Genomic DNA, 23,182 nt, shown 5'->3' with positions numbered 1-23,182 from the left:
CCCCTTAATCACTTTTAACAGGAATATTTATAACATCTCCATCTTCAAGAGGAATGTTCACTTTTTCATCTTTATCTTTATAGTATTTTGAAAGATCCAAATTGATAACTTGCTTCCTCTCTGTAATGTATCTCTCAATCACAATATTTTTCATATCAGCCCTCACCGTAAATCCTCCCGCCATTTCTATTATATCCACAATCTTCTCTCCCGTTTTTACTTCATACATACCAGGTACCTTAACTTCTCCAAGTACTCTCACAGTTTTTTCTTTTAATGGTACATAGATAATATCTCCAGGCACTATCTTTATATTTTCTTCTTCTGTATCTCCTTTTATCAAAACTTTAAAAAGATCTATCTCTTTTATCAACTTATTATCCCTTATCACTTGAATCCTTCTTTGACTTCCTACAGAAACTATTCCTCCCGCTATTCTTATAAGTTCGCTCACCTTTGTATTTTCACTAATTTCTTCAGGAATTTGAGAGGTATAAGTTGCTTTTCCGGATGTACTTTCTCTAATTATAAAGGATTTAGGATTTTGAACATAACCAAGTACATAAACCCTGTTTGCTCTTTCTGGAATTACCAATGTGTCTCCTTCATTTAAAACAACGTTTTCTTTATCATCTTTTTCATAAATCAATTTATATAAATTAACTGGAATGATCTCCTTTTTATCCTTTCCCTGTCTCTCCACATAAGCTGAAAATAGATCCGCCTTGGGTGTAAATCCACCAACCATATTTATTACATCTCTTAAGGTCTCCCCCTCTTTTATTTCTAACATTCCTGGATTTTGTACTTCTCCAAAAACCTTTACTATCTTTTTAACAATAGGTACATATATTATATCTCCCTCTTTAATATCAGGATTTCCTTTTTCATCCCCAAATTTTACATATTTCAAATAATCTATTGAAATAATACTATATCCTCTTTTTATCTGTATATTTCTCGTAGAAGCAGAAGATTTTAAACCCCCAGCAACCTTTATTACATCATCAAGTGTACTTAAAGCTGAAACTAAGTATGAACCAGGATTCAAAACCTCGCCAGTTATGGAAATTTTAATATATCTTGGGAATATAAGTTCAAGTTCTACTTTACTTCTTGGATAGTAAGCTAAAATCTTTCTTGAAACCTCTTTACTTGCCTCTGTAAGAGTTAAACCAGCAACTTTGATGCTCCCAGCAACAAGGAGATTTATAGATCCAGTTGGAGAAACAAAAAGCTCATATATATCTGGCTCTCCTGTCTCTTTCAGAATATAAACTCTTAATTTATCTCCAACCCCAAGAACATATTTATCAGGGTCTAGGGGGCTTCCAAAGAATACATCTGATGAAGATAACCTTGAGATTGTATAGGTTTGGGCTAAGGTAATAGAAAGTAAATAAAACATTCCCAGTATAATCAAAATAAATATTTTCCTCATCTCTATCCCCCAACTATTATATTTTTCTCTTTATTTTAACATAAAAAATCAAATAAATTTAGAGAACAAATTGCATCCAAAAAAATATACTTAAAAATTTTAAAATAAAAGGAAGGATTTTTAAATGAAAGAAATCAATAAAATTAGAATCTAACATCATGACTATTAATTTCAAAGAAAGAAAGCCTGTAATTAGAGAAAGTTATAAAAGATAGCTTAAAAAGAAAGTGCTCTTATTCTTTATAAATCTACTACTTTTGTCTTAAGAAATTATTCCATGACTTTTGCCTCTAAAGCTAAAGGGAAAATTACAGCATTTAGAGTAGAAGTAAGAAAATATCTTAGCTATACACTAAATACAACAGACATGAACGATGCCATTTGGGAAGCACAAGCTTTGGTATTTATTACCTTAAAAGAGATTAGAGAAAAATTCCTTTTCCTTCTCTTGATATTATGAGGGAAAAAGAAATTAGAAATTCTATAGCAAAAGCTTATTGGTAAAGAGATTAATTAAAGAGAATAACTTAAAGATTAGGTTAATTAAGGATCATAAAAATTTAGAGCCAGCAGTGATAAAAACAGAGGTGAAAAAAGATTGGATTAAATTTATATTCGTTATAGAAAATTATGTAAGGCAACAAGAGTTTTTTAAATATATATTTTTATCTTGTAGGAAATAATTTACCGTATGCCTTTTAAAAAATTTGATATTGACTATAAATTTATATTAATATATAATACTTAAAACAAATCCTTAGACAAAGATGTCAAAACAATTCCAAGAAGCTTGAAATTCTCTAAAGGAGGTGATAGAAAAATTTTTATATTTTTTAAATAATTTTTAAAAAATGTAAAATTTGGAGGTGAGAAAATGGATAATAAAATTATTCTTGATACTTTTTGGGTTTTAATTGCTGGTATGTTAGTATTTTTTATGAATTTAGGATTTGCTATGGTCGAATCTGGTTTTGCTCGTGTAAAAAATACTGTCAATATCCTTTCAAAAAATTTCATTGTATTTGCTGTTTCTTCTATCGGATATTTCCTTTTAGGGTGGGGATTGATGTTTGGTGATGGAACACCATTTATAGGAATAAAAGGTTTATTCTTTTTACAGGGACCTGATAACTCGCCTGCTACAGGATTAGCCTACAAAGGAGTTTACTCTGCCATATCTTGGGCAAGTGTTCCATTACTTGCTAAATTCTTTTTCCAATTGGTTTTTTGTGGTACTGCTGCAACAATAGTTTCTGGGGCAGTTGCAGAAAGAATAAAATACAAATCATTTATTCTTTTTTCCTTCATTATGTCTATGATTATATATCCCATAGTAGGTCACTGGATATGGGGAGGTGGTTTTCTTGCCAATATGGGAATGCTTGATTTTGCAGGTTCTACAGTCGTTCACTCTGTAGGTGGATGGTCAGCATTAGTAGGGGCGATATTATTGGGACCAAGATTTGGTAAGTATGATGAAGATGGTAGAGTTAAACCTATTCCTGGTCATAATTTATCTCTTGCAACACTTGGGACTTTTGTATTGTGGCTTGGATGGTTCGGATTTAATCCGGGATCTACAATGAGCGCTGATCCTGAAGCCATATCTCACATAGTCATTACAACAAATATGGCTGCAGCATCAGCAGTTTTGAGTTCAACTATTACCTCATGGATTTTATTAGGAAAACCCGATTTAGGTATGACCCTAAATGGTGCCTTAGCGGGTCTTGTAGCTATAACTGCACCTTGTGCTTTCGTGGATATTATAAGCTCTATCTTCATAGGATTAATTGCAGGATTTTTAGTCGTGATATCAGTTATATTTTTTGATAAGCTAAAAATAGACGATCCAGTCGGAGCTTTATCGGTACATCTTGTTAACGGTATTTTTGGAACTTTAAGTGTAGGCTTATTTGCACGAAAAGGGGTAACATCTTTTTCTTCTGTAGATGGTCTACTTTTTGGCGGAGGCTTAAAACTTCTTTTTATTCAGTTTATAGGTGTGTTATCTGTAGGAATATTTGTAACACTAACATCTTTGATTACATGGTATATTTTAAAATCAACAGTAGGGATAAGAGTAAGTTTAAAAGAAGAAATTGAAGGATTAGATGTCGGAGAACACGGTAATTCAGCATATCCAGAATTTTTAATACGTAAACCTAATATATCTTTTAAAAGTATTACTAAATCTTAGGAGGTGAAAGAATGATAAAAATAGAAGCTATTATTAGACCTGAAAAGTTAGATGACTTAAAAAAAGCTTTAGAAGAAATAGAATGTTCTGGATTAACAATTAGTGAAGTAGAAGGATATGGTAATCAAAAAGGTATTGAACAGCAATGGAGAGGGGAGAAATACAGAATAGATTTGTTACCTAAAATAAAGATTGAAATAGTAACAATGGAATCAAATTTAGAAGATATTATTGAAACAATTATTCAAAGTGCAAGAACTGGAGAGATAGGAGACGGTAAAATATTTGTCTCTGAAATAAAGGATGCAATAAGAATAAGGACTGGTGAAAGAGGTAATAAAGCCATATAAAAATTTTTATATAACTCATAGGAAATATATTGCTTTTTACCTTTTTAAAAGTTAGATATTGACATAAAATTAATTTTAAACTAAGATTATAATCTAAAATCTCAAAGAAGAGATTAAAAAGCAATAATGCTTATTTAAGTTTTTATACCATATTTTATTCCCAAAAGGGGGTGATATAGATAAAAAATTAAAAAAATTAACATCTTTTATTTAATGTTACGTTTTGCTTTTTAAAAATATAAAGTCCATAAAAAGGAGGGAAAAAATGACAAACAGCTTTCCTAAAACTAAAGAAGAAGTTTTAAAGTATATCAAAGACAACGACATTTATTTTGTGGAGATTTGGTTTGCAGATGTATTGGGATATCTTAAAAGTTTCACTATAACAGCCCACGAACTTGAGAAAGCCTTTGAAGAAGGATTGGGATTTGATGGCTCATCTGTTAGAGGATATACAAGAATTGATGAAAGTGATATGATTGCTTTTCCAGAACCAGAAACTTTCACCATTCTTCCTTGGAGACAAAAAGAAATAAAAGTGGCAAGAATGTTTGCTACAATAGTTGAACCAAACGGAAAACCCTTTGATGGAGATCCAAGAAATGTTCTCAAAAAGATGTTAAATAAAGCCAAAAATATGGGATATAAATTCTATGTTGGACCTGAATTAGAATTCTTCTATTTCAAATCTCCAAACCCACCCCTTGAGGTGTTAGATTGGGGTGGATATTTCGATCTAATACCAAGGGATGAAGCTGTAGATCTGAGAAATCAAACCGTTAAGATGCTGGAAGAAATGGGAATTACAGTTGAATTTAATCACCATGAAGTTGCCCCTTCCCAACATGAAATAGACTTTAGGTATGCAGAAGCTTTAACCATGGCAGATATAGTTATGACCGCAAGATTAGCAATAAAGGAAGTGGCTTATTTAAATGGTGTATATGCTACCTTTATGCCAAAACCTCTTTTTGGACAGAATGGCTCAGGTATGCATGTCCATATGAGCTTATTCAAAGATGAAAGAAATGCCTTCTTTGATCCAAATGATAAATATCATTTATCATCAATCGCAAAACATTTTATTGCTGGCCTTTTAAAACATGCAAAAGAAATCACACTAATTACTAACCAATGGGTGAATTCCTATAAAAGGTTAGTGCCTGGCTATGAAGCACCAGTTTATATTTCCTGGGCTATGAGAAATAGGTCTGATCTTATTAGAGTTCCTATGTATAAACCTGGAAAGGAAGAAGCTACAAGAATTGAATATAGAGCTCCTGATCCAGCTTGCAATCCTTATCTTGCCTTTGCTGTAATGTTAGCTGCAGGGCTTGAAGGTATAGAGAAGAAATATCCTCTTCCAGATCCTGTAGAAGAGAATGTGTATCATATGACAGAAGAGGAAAGAAGAAAAAGAGGAATAGAGAATCTTCCAGGAAGTTTAATTGAAGCCATAGAGATTACTGAAAAGAGTGAACTTGTAAGAAATGCTTTAGGAGATCATGTATTTACAAACTTTATAGAGAATAAGAAGATGGAATGGGATAATTACAGAAGACAAGTAACTACTTATGAGTTAGAAACATATCTACCAATACTATAAAAAGGAGGGAGATTTCTCCCTCCTTTTTAATATGCGTACAATTTCCCATAAGGTCTTTTGTTAAAGGGTATAACTTTTAAAAAAGGTTTTTCCATAATATAGTTGTAGTCTATACCAAAATAGTCAGAAAATTTTTTAACATTCTCTTCGAGAAACTTTTCATCTTCCTCATCAATTCCCAAAATTTTTCCTTCTTTTCCTAACTTATACTCAGGGATTTTTCCTCTAAAATAAATTATCCCTCCATGAATTCCTGTACTACAAAAATATCCACATAAATTCTCATCATCCTCTTCTTCCAATCCTAATACGATAATTCTTCCACCAGCCATATATTCTCCCAAAAAATCTCCAGCTGTTCCACCAACAACGATTACAGGAATCTTATCTTTATACTCTTTCATATGTATCCCTACTCTATATCCTACATTACCTTTTACAAATATTTTTCCGCCTCTCATACCATAACCCATAATATCCCCACATGATCCGTATATTACAATTTCTCCATCATTCATTGTATTTCCAACACCATCTTGAGCATTGCCATATACCTTTATGTTAAGACCATTCATAAAAACACCTAAATCATTTCCTGGTACCCCATAAATCTCAATATCTCTATCTGGGAAGGTAAGTCCAGCACCAATATACCTTTGGCCATTAACATTTATCAGCTTTATCTTCTTATATCCCTCGTTAAGTTTTTTTTCTATTTCTTCATTTAGATCTTTATAATGCATTCCTTTAGCATCTATGGTAAAAGTGTCCTCTATTATCCTCATTTTTAAGACCTCCATATCTTTTCTTTTCTTGTCTCTTTTGAAAGGTCTAAAAAGCCAAAATTATCTGATAAAAGTCTATCTTTAAAATTAGAAACATCTACTTTATTTCTCATTAGATCTACAATCATACCTGTTCTATCAAAAGAGTTAATAAACATGAATCCTAAAATTTTTCCTTCTTTTATATATATTTTTCTATATATCTTTTTCTTTTCCTCTAATCTCTTAAGTATTTCACAACCATCTATCGGATTTACTAATCCCCCTGTCATCATATGAATATCAAAAAATCCTATAGAGTTAATTGGAAATGTACCATCATATTTTGCCTTCTCTCCTGCCATATTCAGACCAGCTATTTCACCCTGCATATATGCATTAGGAAGTATAGGTATCACTCTGTTTTCTCCTAAAATAATATCAAAGGCAGAAACCACATCTCCTGCAGCATAAACACCTTGAATGTTTGTCTCCATTCTTTCATTTACTAAGATCCCTCTGTTAATCTTTAATTGAGTATCTTTAAAAATATCCAAATTAGGTACAACCCCAATAGAGAAAACTACCAAGTCTGCTGGAATCTCCTCTAAGGATTGTAGTTTTACTTTTTCCACTTTATCATCACCAATAATTTCAATTACTGAATTTTTAAGAATAAATTCTATACCATGATTCTCCAATTCCTCTTGAACTAATTTAGCACCCTCATTATCTAAGATTGATCCCAAAATTCTGTCAGCAAGCTCGACTACAGTAACTTTACAACCTCTCTTAGTTAAAGCTTCCGCAGCTTTTAATCCACTTAATCCTCCTCCTATAACTATAGCCCTCATTCCATCATACAATACTTTATCTATCCCTTTAACATCATCAAATTTAATAAATGTAAAAACATTCTTTTTATCAAGACCCTGGATATTAGGTATAAAAGGTTTTCCACCCGTAGCAATTAGTAGTTTATCATATGAAAGCTCTTCCCCATTTTCCAAATATATATTTTTTCTCTCAAAATCTACTCTTTCTACTTTTATCCCTAAAACAGGCTTAACTTTATATTTTTCATAATAATTCTGAGGACGATAGTAAATTTTATCATCACTTATTTTCTTGGAAAGCCAATAAGATATCAAAGGCCTGGAATATACGTGATATGGCTCATTAGATATTACTATTATTTCATTTTCATAATCTACCTTTCGTATCCCCTCAATACATCCACAAGCAGCAATAGAATTTCCAATAATTACATATCTCAATTTAATCCCTCCCTAAGCTTCTACTATCTCTAAAGCTGAATTAGGACAATTCTGAACACAGGCAGGTTCTCCAGCATCTAAGCATAGATCACATTTAGATGCTACTTTTTTATTCTCTCCCCTTCTTATAGCTCCGTAAGGACATACTAAAATACAAGACCAACATCCCACACACTTATCCTCATCACATACTACAATTCCTGTTTTATCATCTTTATGCATTGCTCCCGTAATACAAGCTTTAGTACATAACGGATCATCACAATGCCTACATTGTAAAGCAAAAGTTATATAATAACCTTCTTTCTCTTCTACTATAACCCTCGGTGTTGGCTTATCTTTCTTTTTGAAGGCCTTTATTAAATCCTTTGTACCAGAATGGGCAAGAACACAATATACCTCACATAGATGGCAACCAATACATACCTCCTCCTTAGGATAAATCCTCCTTTTTGTTTTATTTTTGGTCTCTATTATCATCTTTACATTCCCTCCCCTGCATGTTTTACTCCTAAAATCTCCAATTCCTTTTCTGTAAGTCCCACACCTCTCAACATAAGTCTATTCCCCCTCAAACTCTCCAAGGCATTAATTCCCATACCCCCTAACATCTCCTTTATCTCATGGGACCAAGCTTTTAAGAGATTTGCAGCTCTCCTCGCTCCAATTTCAGGATTCAATCTTTTCACTAAATTAGGATCTTGAGTTGCTATTCCCCAATTACATTTACCAGTATGACAATTTTGACAAAGATGACATCCTATGGAAATTAAAGCAGCTGTAGCTATATATACAGCATCAGCACCTAAAGCTATAGCTTTAATTACATCAGCACTATTCCTTATAGATCCAGCTACTATTATGGATATTTGATTTCTTATTCCTTCTTCTCTTAAACGAGAGTCTACAGCAGCCAAAGCCAGCTCTATAGGTATTCCCACATTGTCCCTAATTCTCGTTGGAGCAGCCCCTGTTCCTCCCCTGAATCCATCAATCACTATAAAATCTGCTCCTGCCCGTGTAATTCCAGAGGCTATAGCTGCCACATTGTGAACAGCTGCAATTTTTACTCCAACAGGTTTTTTATAATTTACAGCTTCTTTCAAGGCAAAAATGAGTTGCCTTAAATCCTCGATAGAATATATGTCATGTTGGGGGGCAGGAGAAAGAGCATCTGTACCAACAGGAATCATACGAGTGGCAGATACCTCTTCTCCTACCTTTTCCCCTGGGAGGTGCCCACCTATTCCTGGTTTTGCCCCTTGGCCAATTTTTATCTCTATGGCTGATCCTGCATATAAATAATCTATATCTACTCCAAATCTTCCAGAAGCACATTGAACAATAGCTCTATCTTTATAAGCATATAATTTCTTATGTAATCCACCTTCTCCTGTATTCCAATAAGTACCCATCTCTACTGCAGCACTTGCCAAAGATTCTTGGGCATTTAAGCTTATAGAACCAAAGGACATAGCGGAAAACATTATAGGAACTTCCAGTTCCAGTTGAGGAGGCATCTCTGTTACTAATCTACCATCTTCATCAAACTCTAATTTTTCTGGTTTTCTACCTATGAAGGTTTTTATTTCCATGGGTTCTCTTAGGGGATCAATCGAAGGATTTGTAACTTGACTTGCATTTATCAAGATCTTATCCCAATAAATGGGATAGGGCTTATCATTTCCCATACCTGTTAAGAGAATTCCACCGGTTTCAGCTTGTTTATATATGTCTTTTATAGCTCTTGCTGTCCATTGATAGTTTTCCCTAAATTCTAATGGATTTCTCATTATAGTTAAAGCCTTTGTAGGACACAAAGCTACACATCTATGACAACCTACACATTTTGAATTATCAGAAATTATTCTATCTTCTTCCTCGTCATAATCATGCACACCATTAGCACATTGTCTTACACAAACCTTACATCTTATACATTTTGTTTCATCTCTTATAACTAAGAAATCAGATTCATACAGAGTCTTCATACTAACACCTCCGCTTCTTCTAAAAAGCCTACTACTGGTTCTCCTCCTTTGGGTAGATAAATCCTATCAGGGTTACTACAGAGCTCTCTAATAGCTGCCTCTTCGGAGGCAACATATAAGGTCTCTCCTTTCTCAGCTGCAACTAATGGTCTCAACTTTATACGATCATTAAGAGCTATCATACCATTAGAAAAGCCTAAAATAATTGCAAAAGGTCCATTAAGTAGACAACTCTGGTAAACAGCCCTTATAATTTTAATTTTTGCTTTTTCTTCCTCATTTATTCTTTCAATAGCACTATAAAAAGGAGCAGCCAAAGCCTTGACAGCGATATCTAAAGGCAGTTTATGTTTTCTAAGCAAAAGATCAATTATATAGGTTATTACCTCTGTATCAGTTCTCAACGTACACTTATATCCAAACATTTCTATATATCTAACATTAGCACCATAGGAAGAAATTTCTCCATTATGAACCACACTCCAATCTAAAAGTCCAAAGGGATGAGCACCACCCCACCAACCTGGTGTATTTGTAGGGAAACGAGTATGGGCTGTCCACATATAACCTTTATATTCCTCTAATCTATAAAAATCTCCTATGTCTTCAGGATAGCCAACTCCTTTAAAGATACCCATGTTCTTCCCGCTTGAAAATACATAAGCCCCATCTATCTTCGTATTTATTTCCATAACTTTTTCCACTACGTAGTCTTCTTCTGAAATTTCATCCTCAAATAAATATTCTTCTTTGGGTTTTGCAAAGTATCTCCATATTAGAGGAGCATGCCTTATATTCTTAACTTTTCTTGTTGGAATACTTTCCTCATATACTATATTAAAATATCTATATAAAAACTGGGATGTTTCTTCCTTTGCCTTTGTATTCTCATAAAAAAGGTGAAAAGCATAATATTCCTTTCTATCAGGATATATTCCGTAGCCAGCAAAACCTGCTCCGAGTCCGTTACCCCTTTCACGCATTACAGACATGGCGCTAACTATATGATCCCCAGAGGTAATTTTTCCTCGTCTATTAATATAACCTATAAGGCCACAGGCTGATGGAATCCTGATCTGACCTTCCATAAGCATAATTTACCCTCCTTTTTTCCCAACGCTATTGTTAGGTAAATTGTGGAGTATAATTCTAATTTAAAATTAAAATTTTGTCAATATCATATTTTTAAAAAGAACTACGGCTATATTTTGCCGATATAATTATAAAGTTAATAAAAAAGCACTTTTAAAGACTATCAAATGAAAATTTCTAATTATTAATAAAGAAGTTTTCTTCTAATAGTAAAGCTTATTGGGAAAAGGAGGAATTTAAGAATAGGTTAATTGAAGATTATAAAAATTTAAAGCTAGCAGTGACAAAAAGAGAGAGGAAAAAAGATTTGATTAAGTTTATATTCATATAGAATATTATGTGAGGCAACAGGGAGAAACTAAATCTTTCTTTTAATCTTCTCAAAATTAACAAGGTCCATTTATGATAAAATCTAATTAAGAATAATATTAATTATGGATAAACCTCAAGAGCATATAAAGATCTGTAAAAAATATGTGCCCTTTTTATCCTTCTGGCTCTCAAAAAGATAATGCATGGAAAATTAAAAAAAGAAGAAGTAAAGATAATAGATAAGTCTTAGAAAAATATAGTATAGATACATAAAAATTTTATAATGAAAGATTATTAATGATAGGCTCATCTCTAAAAGAACTATATAGAATTATCTGAATTAGATGAAGAGGCTTTTTTTATCTCAAAATATTTATATTCCTGCTTGTGATAGTCTCCCAAGAAGAACATTATAAGCAATTTTTGATATTTACAGACTATCTTGTCAAAAAACTGATATATAGATTTATACTCAGAATATAAATCAATTGCTAAAGGATTAGTAGAGTAGAAGTGGTAGACAAAAAGTTAGGAGGAAAAACTAATTCAAATAGTGGAATATAGAAATAGAAATGATATAGAAAATTTTGTTCTCCCTGTTAAGAAATATTTACTTAAATTTTAAAGTTAAGTTTTCTTATTAACTATGTACAATTTTTCTTTTCCATTTCTAAGGCTTCCCATTCAATATAGTTTGTCTCTAACCTGTATGAATATTTATTTTTTATCTTTCCTTCTAAAAACAATCTTTGACGTCTTCTTTATTATCTTTAAAATGAAATCTTCTAATCTTTCTTTTCTGAAATATTCCTATAATCAATACCTAAATCATTCTCTTTTCAGTATTTTACCTCTTATAAAATTTAAAAAATCTCTAATTGCCTCCTCAGGGTTATCTGGAATATAGCTCTCAATTACATCTTCCTCTGAACCATTATGAAAATGTTTTGGAAAAGTCTTTACTCTCTCCCAATTTCTATGAGGTGCATTATCATGCCTGTATATAGAATTATCAATAAATCTTCTCTCCCAATGATATGAATATCTTCCCACTAACTTAAGAGAAAACCATATATCCAAAAACTACCATCTATTAAGAAAACTCTTATCTCATTTATATCAGGTAACGATGCATACTCCACAATGTCGCTATATTCTGTTTCTATAATATCCCTGAGTTTTTCAGTGTCTATAATCACTTTAATTCTTCCAAGATCTTCTCTATCTCTTCTTTTTTAAATTCTAAATGATCCAGCCTTTTAAAATCATCAAAAGAGTCTTTTTCCTCTATTTTCCCTTCTTCATAAAGCCTTTCAAAATCCTCAATTGATGAAATCATATACTTATTCTTTATCTTATAAATCTCTGCCTTTATCTCTTTTAATTTTCTCTCTAAAAAAGTTACCAAACTTTGTTTCATCAATTCTTCTTCAGATAAACCAAGTTCTTTTGCTATAATTTTAATCTTTTCATCATTTAAAGGGAGTGTAGAACTCATTAATTCCTCCTCCTATATCTTCCTTCTTTTTTCTTGTAAGAAAGCTTTTAGACTTTCCTTAGTAATATCCTCAAAATCAATGCCTAAATCGTTAGCTATCTTCTTTATGAGTTCTTCATTTTTACTCATTTATATCATTCTAACTTAAATTATAGCACATTACTAATTACTACAAACAATAGTTTGCTTTCCCATAAGATTTGTGTTAACCTTCAAGTAATGAATAAAAATCATTCCGAAGATGAATTAAAATATAATCCCTTACTATTAAAGAAATCTCTGAAAGTCTTACAGAAAGAGCTATCAACTTTGAGATGTTCCTTATATAATAAATTTTATTAGTTTATGTTAAGAAAACTTTACCAACGAAGAGACTTTAGGAAGAATTAATCCTATACCCTTTATCTTAAAAAGTTTCCATGCCACCATTATATAAAAAGATTTTAGAGCTCTCTCCCAAATAAACTTATTGATTTAAGAAAACTTATATCAGCTTTATCTCTAAGAAGTGGAAATATAATTAATCAAAAGGAGATAGCAAGAGAAAGGGAAAGAAGAATCCTTACTTTTGAGGTTAAACTTAAAGAAAACCCTACTATGAGAGATATTAAAAAGCTTTTAGACTTTATTAAAGAAAGCCCAAATTCTACAAAAGGAGTGCTTATCTACAATGGAGATTAAATAAACTTTCTCCCTTCAAAGATAACTATCTTTATTTGTTGGTTATAATAACATATTAATTTTTCTTTCTACAACTTTTGCTAAAGTTGACACAACTTCTTCTACTTCTTCCTCTCTCATATTGTTATGAAAGGGCAATGCCAATGTCCTTTTTGAAATATTTTCAGTAATTGGAAGCATACCCTCTTTTGTTCCAAACATCTCTTTTATATATGGTTGTAGATGAATAGGGGAAAAATAGCCTCTTGCAGGAATTCCTTCCTTTTCCAATTCTTTTATTATCTCATCCCTATCTAATCCATCTTGCAAAGTTATAACATATACAAACCAACTCATGCGGACATAAGGCTTTACTACTGGGGGCCTTACCCAAGAAAATTTCTTCAATCTCTCTGTATACATTCTTGCAACTTTTTCTCTTTTTTCCAAAAATGTTTCAATCCTTCTTAGTTGTGAAACTCCAAGTGCTGCCGACATTTCATCCATTCTGTAATTGTAACCCAACCTTTCATGTTCAAGCCATGCGGACATTTCTCCTCTTCCTTGATTTCTTAAACTTCTTGCCAGTTTTGCAATTTCATAATTATTGGTTACTATAATTCCTCCCTCACCTGTTGTCATTTGCTTATTGGGATAAAAGGCAAAACAGGCAGCATCTCCAAATTGTCCTATCTTTTTACCTTTGTATTCTGCTCCTAAGGCCTCACAAGAATCATCTATAATTTTCAAATTATACTTATCAGCAATTTCTAAAATCCTATCCCACTCTGCAGGATGACCAAAAATGTCCACCGCCATAATAGCTTTTGTTTTTTTTGTAATCTTTCTTTCTAAATCATCCGGATCTAAATTATAAGTCTCGGGCTCTATATCAACAAAAACAGGTATCCCCTTCTCAAACAAAATAGCATTTACTGTTGCAGCAAAGGTAAAAGATGGTACTAAAACCTCATCTCCGGGACCTATTCCTAAGGCTCTCACTAAAATATGGAGTCCTGCAGTACCAGAGCTTACTGCTACTGCATACTTAACACCAATATAATCTGCCATTAATTCTTCAAACTCCTTAGCCTTAGGTCCCAAAGCAAGACGTCCAGATTTTAAAACTTCTAAAACCGCCTGTATATCACTCTCATCTAAATCAGGAGCAGACATAGGAATTTTTTCCATATTTTCACCTCACGTAAAAACTTATTATCCCTGTTTTATAGGTTTTGCTGGAACTCCAATAACCGTAATAAAATCTGAAACATCATTAACAACAACACTTCCAGCACCCACTATACTCCATTTTCCTATTCTTCTATAAGGAATAACAGAACTTCCAACCCCAAGAAGACTCCCCTCTCCTACTAAAACACCACCCGCTAAATGCACTCCAGGAGCTATATGAACAAAATCCTCTAATTTACAATCATGATCTACACTAGCAGAAGTGTTTATGATCACATGTTTTCCAATAACCACACCTGGTTGTACTACTGAGCCAGCAAGAACAACACTTCCATCTCCAATTTCAACACTTGAGTGTATATAAGAAAAAGGATGAATTATGCTTATCCATTTACAAAATTCTCTGTATTTATCTGCTATCTCTTTACGAATCCTATTATCTCCTATAGCAATAATTCCTTGTTCAAATTTTCCTGATCTTAAAAGTTCTACCGATCCAAGTACAGGTACATCAAAAATATGCAGATTTCTTTTAATAGGATCATCATCAAGGATACCTACAATTTTATAGTTTAATTCCAAAAGAGTAGAAATGATTACTTTAGCGTGCCCGCCAGCCCCTATAACTACTATTCTGTTATCCTTCATCTTTTACTCCCTTAAACTCAGGCATTGTAACATGACCTTCTGCACTTATTCCTTCTCGTTTTAACACCTTCAAAATGGTAAGAAAGATAATCTTTAAATCAAGAAAAATACTCCAATTATCCACATACCATACATCCAATTTAAACTTTTCCTCCCAAGAGATAGCATTTCTACCATTAACTTGAGCCCAGCCTGTCATCCCTGGCTTAACCTCATGCATTCTTGCTTGCTCTGGAGTATATCTGTTTAAGTATTCCATAAGAAGAGACCTTGGTCCAACCTAACTCATATCTCCTTATAATATTTTTTTCTCACTTTTATAAAATCCTCTCACTAAGACAAAAGCCTCAGCAGCGTAACATCCAACAGTACTTCCTCTTAACATAGCTAGCATCTTTAAACTTTCTACAGATCTTTCATTCGGAAATTCTTTGATCTGAGACTTATATTTCTTAAAAGCTTCAATCTTTTTATCTAAATATTGAGAGATATCTATGAATAAATTGGGAACAAAATTGGGAGTAAGATAGGGTGCATTCCAATTTGTTTCGGAAAGTGTTTCGTATGCATATATAAACAAAGGAAATTCTAAATTATTGGGTCTTGCAGCAACCAGCGCAGATAAAAATATCCTTTGATGATCTATATGAATATCTCCATTGAATGGAATAAATATTATCTCAGGTTTTATAGATTTAAATATCTCAGCAAATTCATCATTGATCTCTCTACTTGGAATTGAATCCAAATTGGCAGCTGGAAAGGAAAGAAAGAAAGTTTCTTTAACTTTTAAAAATTTATGAGCTTCTAAGGCTTCTCTCCTACCTATATTTATAGATTCCTCATCGAAGAGAGGCGGATAACCCTTAGTAGCAATTATAACATAAACTTCTGCCCCTTCATCAGAAAGACGCGCTATTGTTCCCCCTACTCCTAAGATTTCATCATCAGGATGAGGAGCAATGATTATAACCTTTTTACTCATAAATCTTTCTCCTTATGAAGCTTTTGATATAAACTAATAAAATCAATACCAAGCTTTTCATGAAGTCTAAAAAGATTCCTTGGTAAAATCTTATTTTCTCCCTCCAACTGAACGACCTTAAGCAGTATATGTTTCCCATCACCACATTTAACTAAGGCTCCTGATCCTTCAAAAGCTTGAATTTGTCCAGGGATTCCGCAGTAAGGAGCGTCTCCAATGTAATCTGCTTCCCATATTATTAATTTCTTCTCTTTATAAAAGGTAAATGCTCCAGGATATGGTTCTGTTACAGCTCTAATCAGCGTCCATATATATTTAGCAGGTAGATTCCAATCAATATATCCATCCCCAGGGGTTCTCTTGGCACAGTAGGTTGCCTTTGTGTGGTCTTGAGGAATACGGGGGACCTTACCATTTACAAGAAATGATAGGGCTTCTAATAACAACTCTCTTAAAGCTTTAAGATGCTTCTCATACAAAGTTGTAGCAGTCTCATTAAAATCTATAGAAAAGATTTTTTGGAGAAAAATATCTCCTGAATCAACACCCTCATCTAACCAGAATAATGTTGAACCTGTCTCCTTTTCTCCTTGAAGAATAGTCCAAGGAATAACCGCACGTCCACGATTTTTAGGCAATAATGCAGGATGATATCCTATAGCTCCCTTTGAGGGAATAGATAAAACCTCTTTGCTTAAAATCTGAGACCAACCTATAACAAACATATAATCTGGCTCAAAACTTTTTATCTTTTCTATTGTTGCAGGATTATTAATATCAGAGGCCTCTATTATAGGAATATTATACTTTAAAGCTAATGGGCGCAGATCAACAAAATCAGAATGTCTATAAGCTTTTGATAGAGGAAGTGTTATTATTGTAATTGGTTTTATAGATTTTTCTACCATTGTCTCCAATGCTACTAGAGTACTTTTAACTGCTCCCACGAGTATAATTTTCATATTCTATAGCCTCCCTTAAAGCTTTTTCATTAATATGCTCTCCAAAGAATATCGTATTTAAAGTCTTTATTATGATATACAAATCTAACTTCAATGACCAATTTTCGATATACCACACATCCAATCTTATTCTATCGCTCCAGTCCAATAAAGTATTTCCATTTACTTGTGCCCATCCCGTAATTCCTGGCTTCATATTTAATCTGCGCTTTTGAAAACTATCATAACTTTTAACTTGACTAGGGAGAGTTGCTCTTGGGCCAACAAGACTCATATCACCTCTTAGTACACTTATCATCTGGGGAATCTCATCTATATGATATCTTCGTATTATACGTCCCACTCTTGTTACCAAAGGATGTTCTTCTCTAACCTGTCCTACTTCCTCAGGAGGAAGGTTATTAACTTTCATACTTCTAAATTTTATTAGGATAAATTCTTTTCCTTTCAGTCCCACTCTTTTTTGTTTAAAGAATATTGGTCCTCTATCTTCTGAATATATAGCTACCGCAGTAGCAAAAGTGATAGGAAGGCTCAAGAAAAGAACAGAAATAGCAACAATAATATCTATTAATCTCTTAATCTTTAATAATACTTCCCTTTTCATCCCTTAAATCCAGAATGGCCCTAAATTTATATATTACAAAAAACTTTCCTTCCAATCCTGATTTCACTTATTTAAAAAATATAGGTTTTCCCATGGTTAAATATATTATAATTGAAATAATAATTATTAAAGGACTACTTATTGTAAGTCCTATAAGAAAACCTATAATATCTATGAGACGCTTAATGTTTTGACTTTTCATTTATCTACAATCTCTCTTAAGATTTTTTCAAATTCTTTTGCTATTTTCTCCCTCTCAAAGTACTTTTTGACATAATCTCTTGCATTTTTTCCATGAATAGCTATTTTATCTTTATTATTATAATAAAATAATATTGCTTTTGCTAATTTATTACTATCACTTGGAGGAACAGAAATTCCCCCTTCTGCCTTTTCTATAACATCTCTTATAACACCTTCCATAGCTAATACTGTGGGTTTACCTGCAGCCATATAATCAAAAACTTTATTAGGATATACTGTTTTTAATAACGGAGTATCTTTCAAAGTTGCTATACATATATCCGCAGATGAAATTACAATAGGAATTTCCTTTTTGGGAAAAGGATCCAAAAAAATTATATTATCTAAATTATTTTCTTTTATATATTGTTTATATTCATTTTTTTTAATACCACCCCCAATTAACAAGAATCTTATATCTTTATAATTTCTTAAAAGGTTAGCAGATTTTATTATACATTCTATATCATTTGCTACTCCAATATTTCCTGTATACATTACTATGAATTTATCATTCAGTCCTAAACTCTTTCTAAAATTTTCCACTTTATCAGCTTCTACATCAAATTCTTTAGTTATAACCCCATTAGGTACTAATATTATTTTATCCTTTGGGGTTTTATTCTCAATAAATGGGATAAAACCAGGAGAATTAATAACTATTCTTTTCGCCTTTTTATAAAGTAATTTTTCAACTATTTTTAAAAGAAACAATATAAAAGAATTATTTACAATTCCTAATTCTTTTGCAAAATCAATCCATAAATCCCTAACTTCGTATATAAATGGCTTTCTTTCTAAAATTGCAATAATCATAGCAGTTAAGGCTTGAAATAAGGGAGGAGATGTCCCCCATACAATATCAACTTTTTTAACCCTTATAGCATCAAAAAATGAGGTTATTGAAAAAGACAAGAAAGCTAATCCTCTATAAATAAAACTTTTGTGTACTGAAGATAATGTCGGGGAATATATTATTTCAATTCCTTCTTTTACTTCTATTCTTTTATTTTTTTTCATTCCAGAAAGATAATCTATATCACTTGCTATAACAGTTACTTTATGTCCCATCTGTACAAGATATTTTGCTAACTCATAATGTCGAGTTCCTCCTCCCTCATCAGGAGTAACGAATATCTCATGAATTAGAAGTATATGCATAAACCGCTACCCCATCAATTTATCCACATAATATTCTTTATCTGTAAACATAGTAACAAAATAACATCCATCATCAGAATTACATTTCAAATGTATACTTAAAGCAGGAGTCTTTTCCCCATAATATCTTGACTGCCATCCATCAGGATTTTTGTCATCTTTCTTAGCTCTATTTATTATAAGTTCCACCTCTTTATCGCATTTCAAAAAAATATAATATTCACCCTTAAGCGTATATAACTTTATTTTGAATATATTACTACCCAAATCTTTAACCTCATAAGGGAAATCATTAACTAACCAATGTAAATCATAAGAATGACTATAATTTTGTGCTTGTATTAATCTATCTTCTATTAAAAAAGTACCATTTTCTAAAATCCTTACCTTTCTTCTATGAGTTATTCTTCCTCTTAATCTCAAATAACCATAATGCTCACCTTCTACAAAATCATCAGTAAGATGCAAAAGCTTGGCTTTTGTCCAATACAACCATTTAAATCTCCTATGCAATAACATTTGATCTTTATCGTCTACTATTACCGTATTATGAGATCTTGTCCCCATAAAATATCTATGATATTGAAGTTCATCATTATAAAGATAAGAACCACCATCTATTGCAATATTTAAGCCATTCCACCATATATCTACATGCAATTGATCTGCTTGACCAAATCTATCTATCACACTTCCACATCTAAATACCATAAAGTTTTTTCCATCTTTTCTTAAAATATGAATACCTGTATGAGAAAAACCATAAGATTTTAAATCATAAGGGTGTATTTCTGCTTTAAGAGCCTCTTTACCAAAAAACCAAAACAATTCTTCATCCCATAAACCAGAACTAAAAACTCTTTTTTTTCTAGTCATATAGCTTAAAGAATTAATAATAGGCCTAAAATCACTAAAATCACAGGAAGTCCAAGGATTTAATAATGCTCCATCGTTAGCCCCCCAATTAGGAAGTCTACCATCTTCTATGTTTATAAAAGAAAATAAAAATCTTGCTGATTTATCTAACAGATCATATATCTCTTTTTTAAAATAATCTCCGTTTAATTCTCCTATTCTCAAAGCCCAAATATAGTAGTGAAGAGCTAATCTTTGATAATTAAAAGACAACTGACAATAACCACCGTCTTTATAGAATTGATTTATACACTTACCCCCTTCAAGAATTCTTTTACCCTTTATCTTCCATCTTTTGGCTTCTTTAAAAAAGGGAAAAAGCATCCCAACTATATATAACCCTAATGCTTCTCCAATCAAATGATTATTATGAACAGCATAATAAGCATAATTAATATTTTTTTCAATATGCTTGGCATGATAATATATTAACCTCACAAGTCTTTGAAAATCATCATCCTTGAAATAATCATCATTGCTCATCATATAAAGTGCATAAATCCAAGAAATTACTCTTATAGCCAATTCTTGACTACTATTCCAATTAATACCGAAATCATAAGGATTATTCTCTTCCCAAAGCTTTAGTTGATCAGTAAATGCTTTAACATATTTACTATCTCTGGTTATAACATACGCTCTGACAAGATAAAAAAGGTGTGGAAACCTATTAACTTCCCATGACAATTTGATATCTCCACAAAATTTTTCATATTTAGTTATCTTAGACCAATGTATATTTTTAGGCCAAGAGACTTCTTTCTTAGGATTATAATGCCAATCTATAGGATTTTTATATTTACCAAACCACTTTGAAAAACAAATAATTTTACCACTCAATGCCTCATCAGCTATTTTTATAATTTTTTCCTTATCCTCATCTCTCAAAATCTCATTAAGAACCTCATTGCCATTCTCTAATGATGGAAAAAAACATTTAACCTTATTTTTTCTCCATTCCCCCAAAGAAATACTAATGTTAATATTAGGCTTTATAAATGAAAATAATTCTTTGATACCTGATCTTAAGGAAAATTCATAATAAATTCTAAATAATGTACCCTTAAAACCTAACAATCTTATTTCCTCTAATAAATTTTTTATCGTCTCTAATTTCATTCTATAAATTCTTTAAAATGTTCAAATAATTTTATAGGTTTTCCTCTTTTAGCAGATTCTACAGCACAAAAAGAAGCCAAGGTAACTTCTATTAACTCATCAAAAGGAATAGGAGATTCAGTGCCATTAGATATGGCTCTTATAAATTCTTTTATTTCATCCTCATGACCTTTATTTTGTTTTAAAGATCTCATCTTAATATTTATCCCATATCCCTTTAAAGATCTAAAATTATCAATAACTAATATCTTTCCTTCACTAAAAACTTCAATTCTCTCCTTAGGAAAAGCCTTACTACCATTTGCAAAATAACTAATAACACTTATAGATCCATCTTCAAATTTAAGGTTTATTATCATTTTATCTTCATCGTATCCACTATGTCCTTTTGTAGTCATAGCATATACTTCAGTAATTTTATTACCAACAATAAATCTAGAAAGATCTATAAAATGGCAAGCTTCACCTATAATTCTTCCACCACCTACTTCAGAATCATAGATCCAACTATCATTAGGAATTGCTCCAGCATTTACCATTATATTTAAACAAAGAGGGTTTTTTCTTTGAGATATTATTTCTTTTAATTTTTTAATAAAGGGAGAAAATCTTCTATTAAAACCTACCATCAATATCTTATTAGTATTTTTATAAACAGATATTATATCCTTTAATTCATCAATATTTAATGCAAGGGGTTTTTCAGTATAAACATTTTTACCTCTTTTCAATCCCTCAATAACTAAATATGCATGAGATGCATGTCTTGTGGTTATAAAAATTGTATCAATTTCTTCATCTTCTAAAACCTTATTATAATCAGATGTAGCATATTCAAAATCAAATTTTCTACCTGCAAATACACCATTAATTCCCCCCGAACTTGCAATGAATTTAAGATAGGCATTTGTTTTCTTTAAAGCAGGTAACAAAACCATTTTAGCAAAGTTACCAACACCCAATACTCCAATACACGGTTTCTTTGGCAAAAAACTTAATTTATCCTTTTGTAATTTAACTACCTCTATATTTTCAGATTTTTTATCTTTATATTGGAGTATGATACCTAATGGTTTTTCTCTTAAAAGAATATCATAAGCTTTCAATGCATCATCGAAAGAGAATCTATGTGTAATTAAAGGTCTTACATTTATTTTTCCCATAGACATCATATCAAGTACAGCCTCAAAATTTCTTTTAGCAGTCCACCTTACATATTCAAATGGATAATCAATACCTTTTTCTTCATATAGTCTATCATATCTTCCTGGCCCATACGAACATGATACTTGAAAGCTTAACTCTTTTTTATAAAATTTATCCCTTGGAATATCAATTTTCGTTAAACCTATAAGAACAATTCTTCCTCTTTTTCTACACATATCCGCAGAATATTCTATAGGTTCATTACTCTTTGTAGAAGCCGTAATAATTACACCATCCACACCTCTTCCTTTAGAAAAAGCTAAAGCTCCTTCTATAGGAGACTCTCCAGGATTTATTAAAAGGCCTTCAGCACCAAAAAATCTTGCCAAATTAACTCTACTTTCGTCAATATCTACCCCTAAAACCTTACACCCTGCCGCAATTAAGAGTTGAACTGTTAACTGTCCAATCAAGCCTAAACCTACAACTACTATATACTCTCCTAATGTAGGATTAAGAAGTCTTATCCCTTCTAATGCTATAGACCCTAACACTGTAAAAACAGCAGTTTCACCATCAACATTATCTGGAACTTTTGCAACAAGATTTTTAGATACATTAACTATTTCTGAATGGCTCCCGTTAGATACTACCCTATCACCTATAGAAAATCCTTCCACATTTTTTCCTATATCAATTACAATTCCCACATTTGAATACCCTAATGGTAAAGGTTCATCAAGTCTTGCCATTACAGCCTCAAAAGTACTAAAAAGTCCATCCGTTTTAATTTTGTCTAATACTTCCTTTACCTTTTCCGGCTGACTTTTTGCTTTCTCTAACAAGGATGCTTTTCCAAACTCAACAAGCATTCTTTCTGTACCTACAGATATAAGACTATGGGTAGTCTTTATAAGGATTGTATTAGCTGAAACCTTCGGAATTGGAACTTCTACCAGTTCTATTTTTCCTGATTTTAAATTTTGTACTAATTGCCTCATAAATATTAAC

21 protein-coding genes and 1 pseudogene are annotated in these 23,182 nt (G+C 31.9%); 4 read left to right on the top strand and 18 right to left on the bottom strand.

Annotated elements, in window-relative coordinates; all coding sequences use genetic code 11:
• Positions 1 to 4 precede the first annotated feature (4 nt).
• Positions 5 to 1,441, bottom strand: a complete 1,437-nt coding sequence (locus tag ACY3JO_RS03310) for an SLBB domain-containing protein (protein ID WP_463085400.1) — start codon at positions 1,439 to 1,441, stop codon at positions 5 to 7.
• A 277-nt stretch (positions 1,442 to 1,718) separates the two neighbouring features.
• Between ACY3JO_RS03310 and ACY3JO_RS03305 the strand changes: the two genes are divergently transcribed.
• The 4 genes from ACY3JO_RS03305 (at position 1,719) to ACY3JO_RS03290 (ending at position 5,597) form a co-directional block, all read left to right on the top strand.
• Positions 1,719 to 1,901: a hypothetical protein gene (locus ACY3JO_RS03305; RefSeq protein ID WP_463085399.1), complete on the top strand. Its 183-nt coding sequence runs from the start codon at positions 1,719 to 1,721 to the stop codon at positions 1,899 to 1,901.
• 414 nt (positions 1,902 to 2,315) lie between these two features.
• Positions 2,316 to 3,641 (top strand): ammonium transporter, encoded by a 1,326-nt coding sequence (locus ACY3JO_RS03300; RefSeq protein ID WP_463085398.1) that lies wholly within the window; start codon positions 2,316 to 2,318, stop codon positions 3,639 to 3,641.
• Between the two features lie 11 nt (positions 3,642 to 3,652).
• Positions 3,653 to 3,991, top strand: a complete 339-nt coding sequence (locus tag ACY3JO_RS03295) for a P-II family nitrogen regulator (protein ID WP_463085397.1) — start codon at positions 3,653 to 3,655, stop codon at positions 3,989 to 3,991.
• Positions 3,992 to 4,256: 265 nt separating this feature from the next.
• Positions 4,257 to 5,597, top strand: coding sequence for a glutamine synthetase family protein (locus ACY3JO_RS03290; RefSeq protein WP_463084983.1), 1,341 nt, complete (start codon positions 4,257 to 4,259; stop codon positions 5,595 to 5,597).
• 26 nt (positions 5,598 to 5,623) lie between these two features.
• Here ACY3JO_RS03290 and ACY3JO_RS03285 read toward each other — a convergent pair whose 3' ends face one another.
• The 17 genes and pseudogenes from ACY3JO_RS03285 to ACY3JO_RS03205 form a co-directional block, all read right to left on the bottom strand.
• Complete coding sequence (locus ACY3JO_RS03285; protein ID WP_463085396.1) at positions 5,624 to 6,382, bottom strand: GltB/FmdC/FwdC-like GXGXG domain-containing protein; 759 nt, start codon at positions 6,380 to 6,382, stop codon at positions 5,624 to 5,626.
• Positions 6,383 to 6,384: 2 nt separating this feature from the next.
• On the bottom strand, positions 6,385 to 7,638 hold the full coding sequence (locus tag ACY3JO_RS03280) for an NAD(P)/FAD-dependent oxidoreductase (protein ID WP_463085395.1): 1,254 nt from the start codon (positions 7,636 to 7,638) through the stop codon (positions 6,385 to 6,387).
• A gap of 12 nt (positions 7,639 to 7,650) precedes the next feature.
• Positions 7,651 to 8,118 (bottom strand): 4Fe-4S dicluster domain-containing protein, encoded by a 468-nt coding sequence (locus ACY3JO_RS03275; RefSeq protein ID WP_463085394.1) that lies wholly within the window; start codon positions 8,116 to 8,118, stop codon positions 7,651 to 7,653.
• A 2-nt stretch (positions 8,119 to 8,120) separates the two neighbouring features.
• Positions 8,121 to 9,629: a glutamate synthase-related protein gene (locus ACY3JO_RS03270; protein WP_463085393.1), complete on the bottom strand. Its 1,509-nt coding sequence runs from the start codon at positions 9,627 to 9,629 to the stop codon at positions 8,121 to 8,123.
• Positions 9,626 to 10,723, bottom strand: coding sequence for a class II glutamine amidotransferase (locus ACY3JO_RS03265; protein ID WP_463085392.1), 1,098 nt, complete (start codon positions 10,721 to 10,723; stop codon positions 9,626 to 9,628). Before ACY3JO_RS03265 ends, ACY3JO_RS03270 begins: the two co-directional genes overlap by 4 nt.
• A 1,138-nt stretch (positions 10,724 to 11,861) precedes the next feature.
• Entirely contained in the window at positions 11,862 to 12,113 is a 252-nt protein-coding gene (locus tag ACY3JO_RS03260) for a toxin-antitoxin system TumE family protein (RefSeq protein WP_463085391.1), read from the bottom strand.
• The gene (locus ACY3JO_RS03255; RefSeq protein WP_463085390.1) at positions 12,086 to 12,232 is read right to left on the bottom strand and encodes a hypothetical protein; all 147 of its coding nucleotides are present in this window, start codon (positions 12,230 to 12,232) and stop codon (positions 12,086 to 12,088) included. The genes ACY3JO_RS03260 and ACY3JO_RS03255 overlap by 28 nt, the downstream gene beginning before the upstream one ends.
• Positions 12,229 to 12,531, bottom strand: coding sequence for a hypothetical protein (locus tag ACY3JO_RS03250; RefSeq protein WP_463085389.1), 303 nt, complete (start codon positions 12,529 to 12,531; stop codon positions 12,229 to 12,231). The genes ACY3JO_RS03255 and ACY3JO_RS03250 overlap by 4 nt, the downstream gene beginning before the upstream one ends.
• Before the next feature lie 723 nt (positions 12,532 to 13,254).
• Complete coding sequence (locus ACY3JO_RS03245; RefSeq protein WP_463085388.1) at positions 13,255 to 14,382, bottom strand: DegT/DnrJ/EryC1/StrS family aminotransferase; 1,128 nt, start codon at positions 14,380 to 14,382, stop codon at positions 13,255 to 13,257.
• A gap of 24 nt (positions 14,383 to 14,406) precedes the next feature.
• On the bottom strand, positions 14,407 to 15,033 hold the full coding sequence (locus ACY3JO_RS03240) for an acetyltransferase (protein WP_463085387.1): 627 nt from the start codon (positions 15,031 to 15,033) through the stop codon (positions 14,407 to 14,409).
• Positions 15,023 to 15,313 (bottom strand): annotated as a pseudogene (locus ACY3JO_RS03235) (sugar transferase); the annotation flags it as partial. The pseudogene ACY3JO_RS03235 and the gene ACY3JO_RS03240, both read right to left, overlap by 11 nt.
• A 15-nt stretch (positions 15,314 to 15,328) precedes the next feature.
• The gene (locus tag ACY3JO_RS03230; RefSeq protein WP_463085386.1) at positions 15,329 to 16,018 is read right to left on the bottom strand and encodes a PIG-L deacetylase family protein; all 690 of its coding nucleotides are present in this window, start codon (positions 16,016 to 16,018) and stop codon (positions 15,329 to 15,331) included.
• The gene (locus tag ACY3JO_RS03225) at positions 16,015 to 16,980 is read right to left on the bottom strand and encodes a methionyl-tRNA formyltransferase (RefSeq protein ID WP_463085385.1); all 966 of its coding nucleotides are present in this window, start codon (positions 16,978 to 16,980) and stop codon (positions 16,015 to 16,017) included. The genes ACY3JO_RS03230 and ACY3JO_RS03225 overlap by 4 nt, the downstream gene beginning before the upstream one ends.
• Positions 16,952 to 17,587, bottom strand: a complete 636-nt coding sequence (locus tag ACY3JO_RS03220) for a sugar transferase (RefSeq protein ID WP_463085384.1) — start codon at positions 17,585 to 17,587, stop codon at positions 16,952 to 16,954. Before ACY3JO_RS03220 ends, ACY3JO_RS03225 begins: the two co-directional genes overlap by 29 nt.
• A 198-nt stretch (positions 17,588 to 17,785) precedes the next feature.
• Positions 17,786 to 18,991 carry a glycosyltransferase family 4 protein gene (locus ACY3JO_RS03215; protein WP_463085383.1) on the bottom strand — a complete coding sequence of 402 codons (1,206 nt, stop codon included), beginning with the start codon at positions 18,989 to 18,991 and terminating at the stop codon, positions 17,786 to 17,788.
• 6 nt (positions 18,992 to 18,997) lie between these two features.
• A complete protein-coding gene (locus tag ACY3JO_RS03210) occupies positions 18,998 to 21,025 on the bottom strand; it encodes an alginate lyase family protein (RefSeq protein ID WP_463085382.1) in 2,028 nt (675 codons plus the stop codon).
• Positions 21,022 to 23,172, bottom strand: coding sequence for a bi-domain-containing oxidoreductase (locus ACY3JO_RS03205; protein WP_463085381.1), 2,151 nt, complete (start codon positions 23,170 to 23,172; stop codon positions 21,022 to 21,024). The genes ACY3JO_RS03210 and ACY3JO_RS03205 overlap by 4 nt, the downstream gene beginning before the upstream one ends.
• Positions 23,173 to 23,182: the final 10 nt, after the last annotated feature.

It is taken from the genome of Dictyoglomus sp. LHC4, assembly GCF_055181355.1.
Note: the sequence above shows the minus strand (reverse complement) of the source record. Positions and strands in the feature narration are given on the sequence as shown.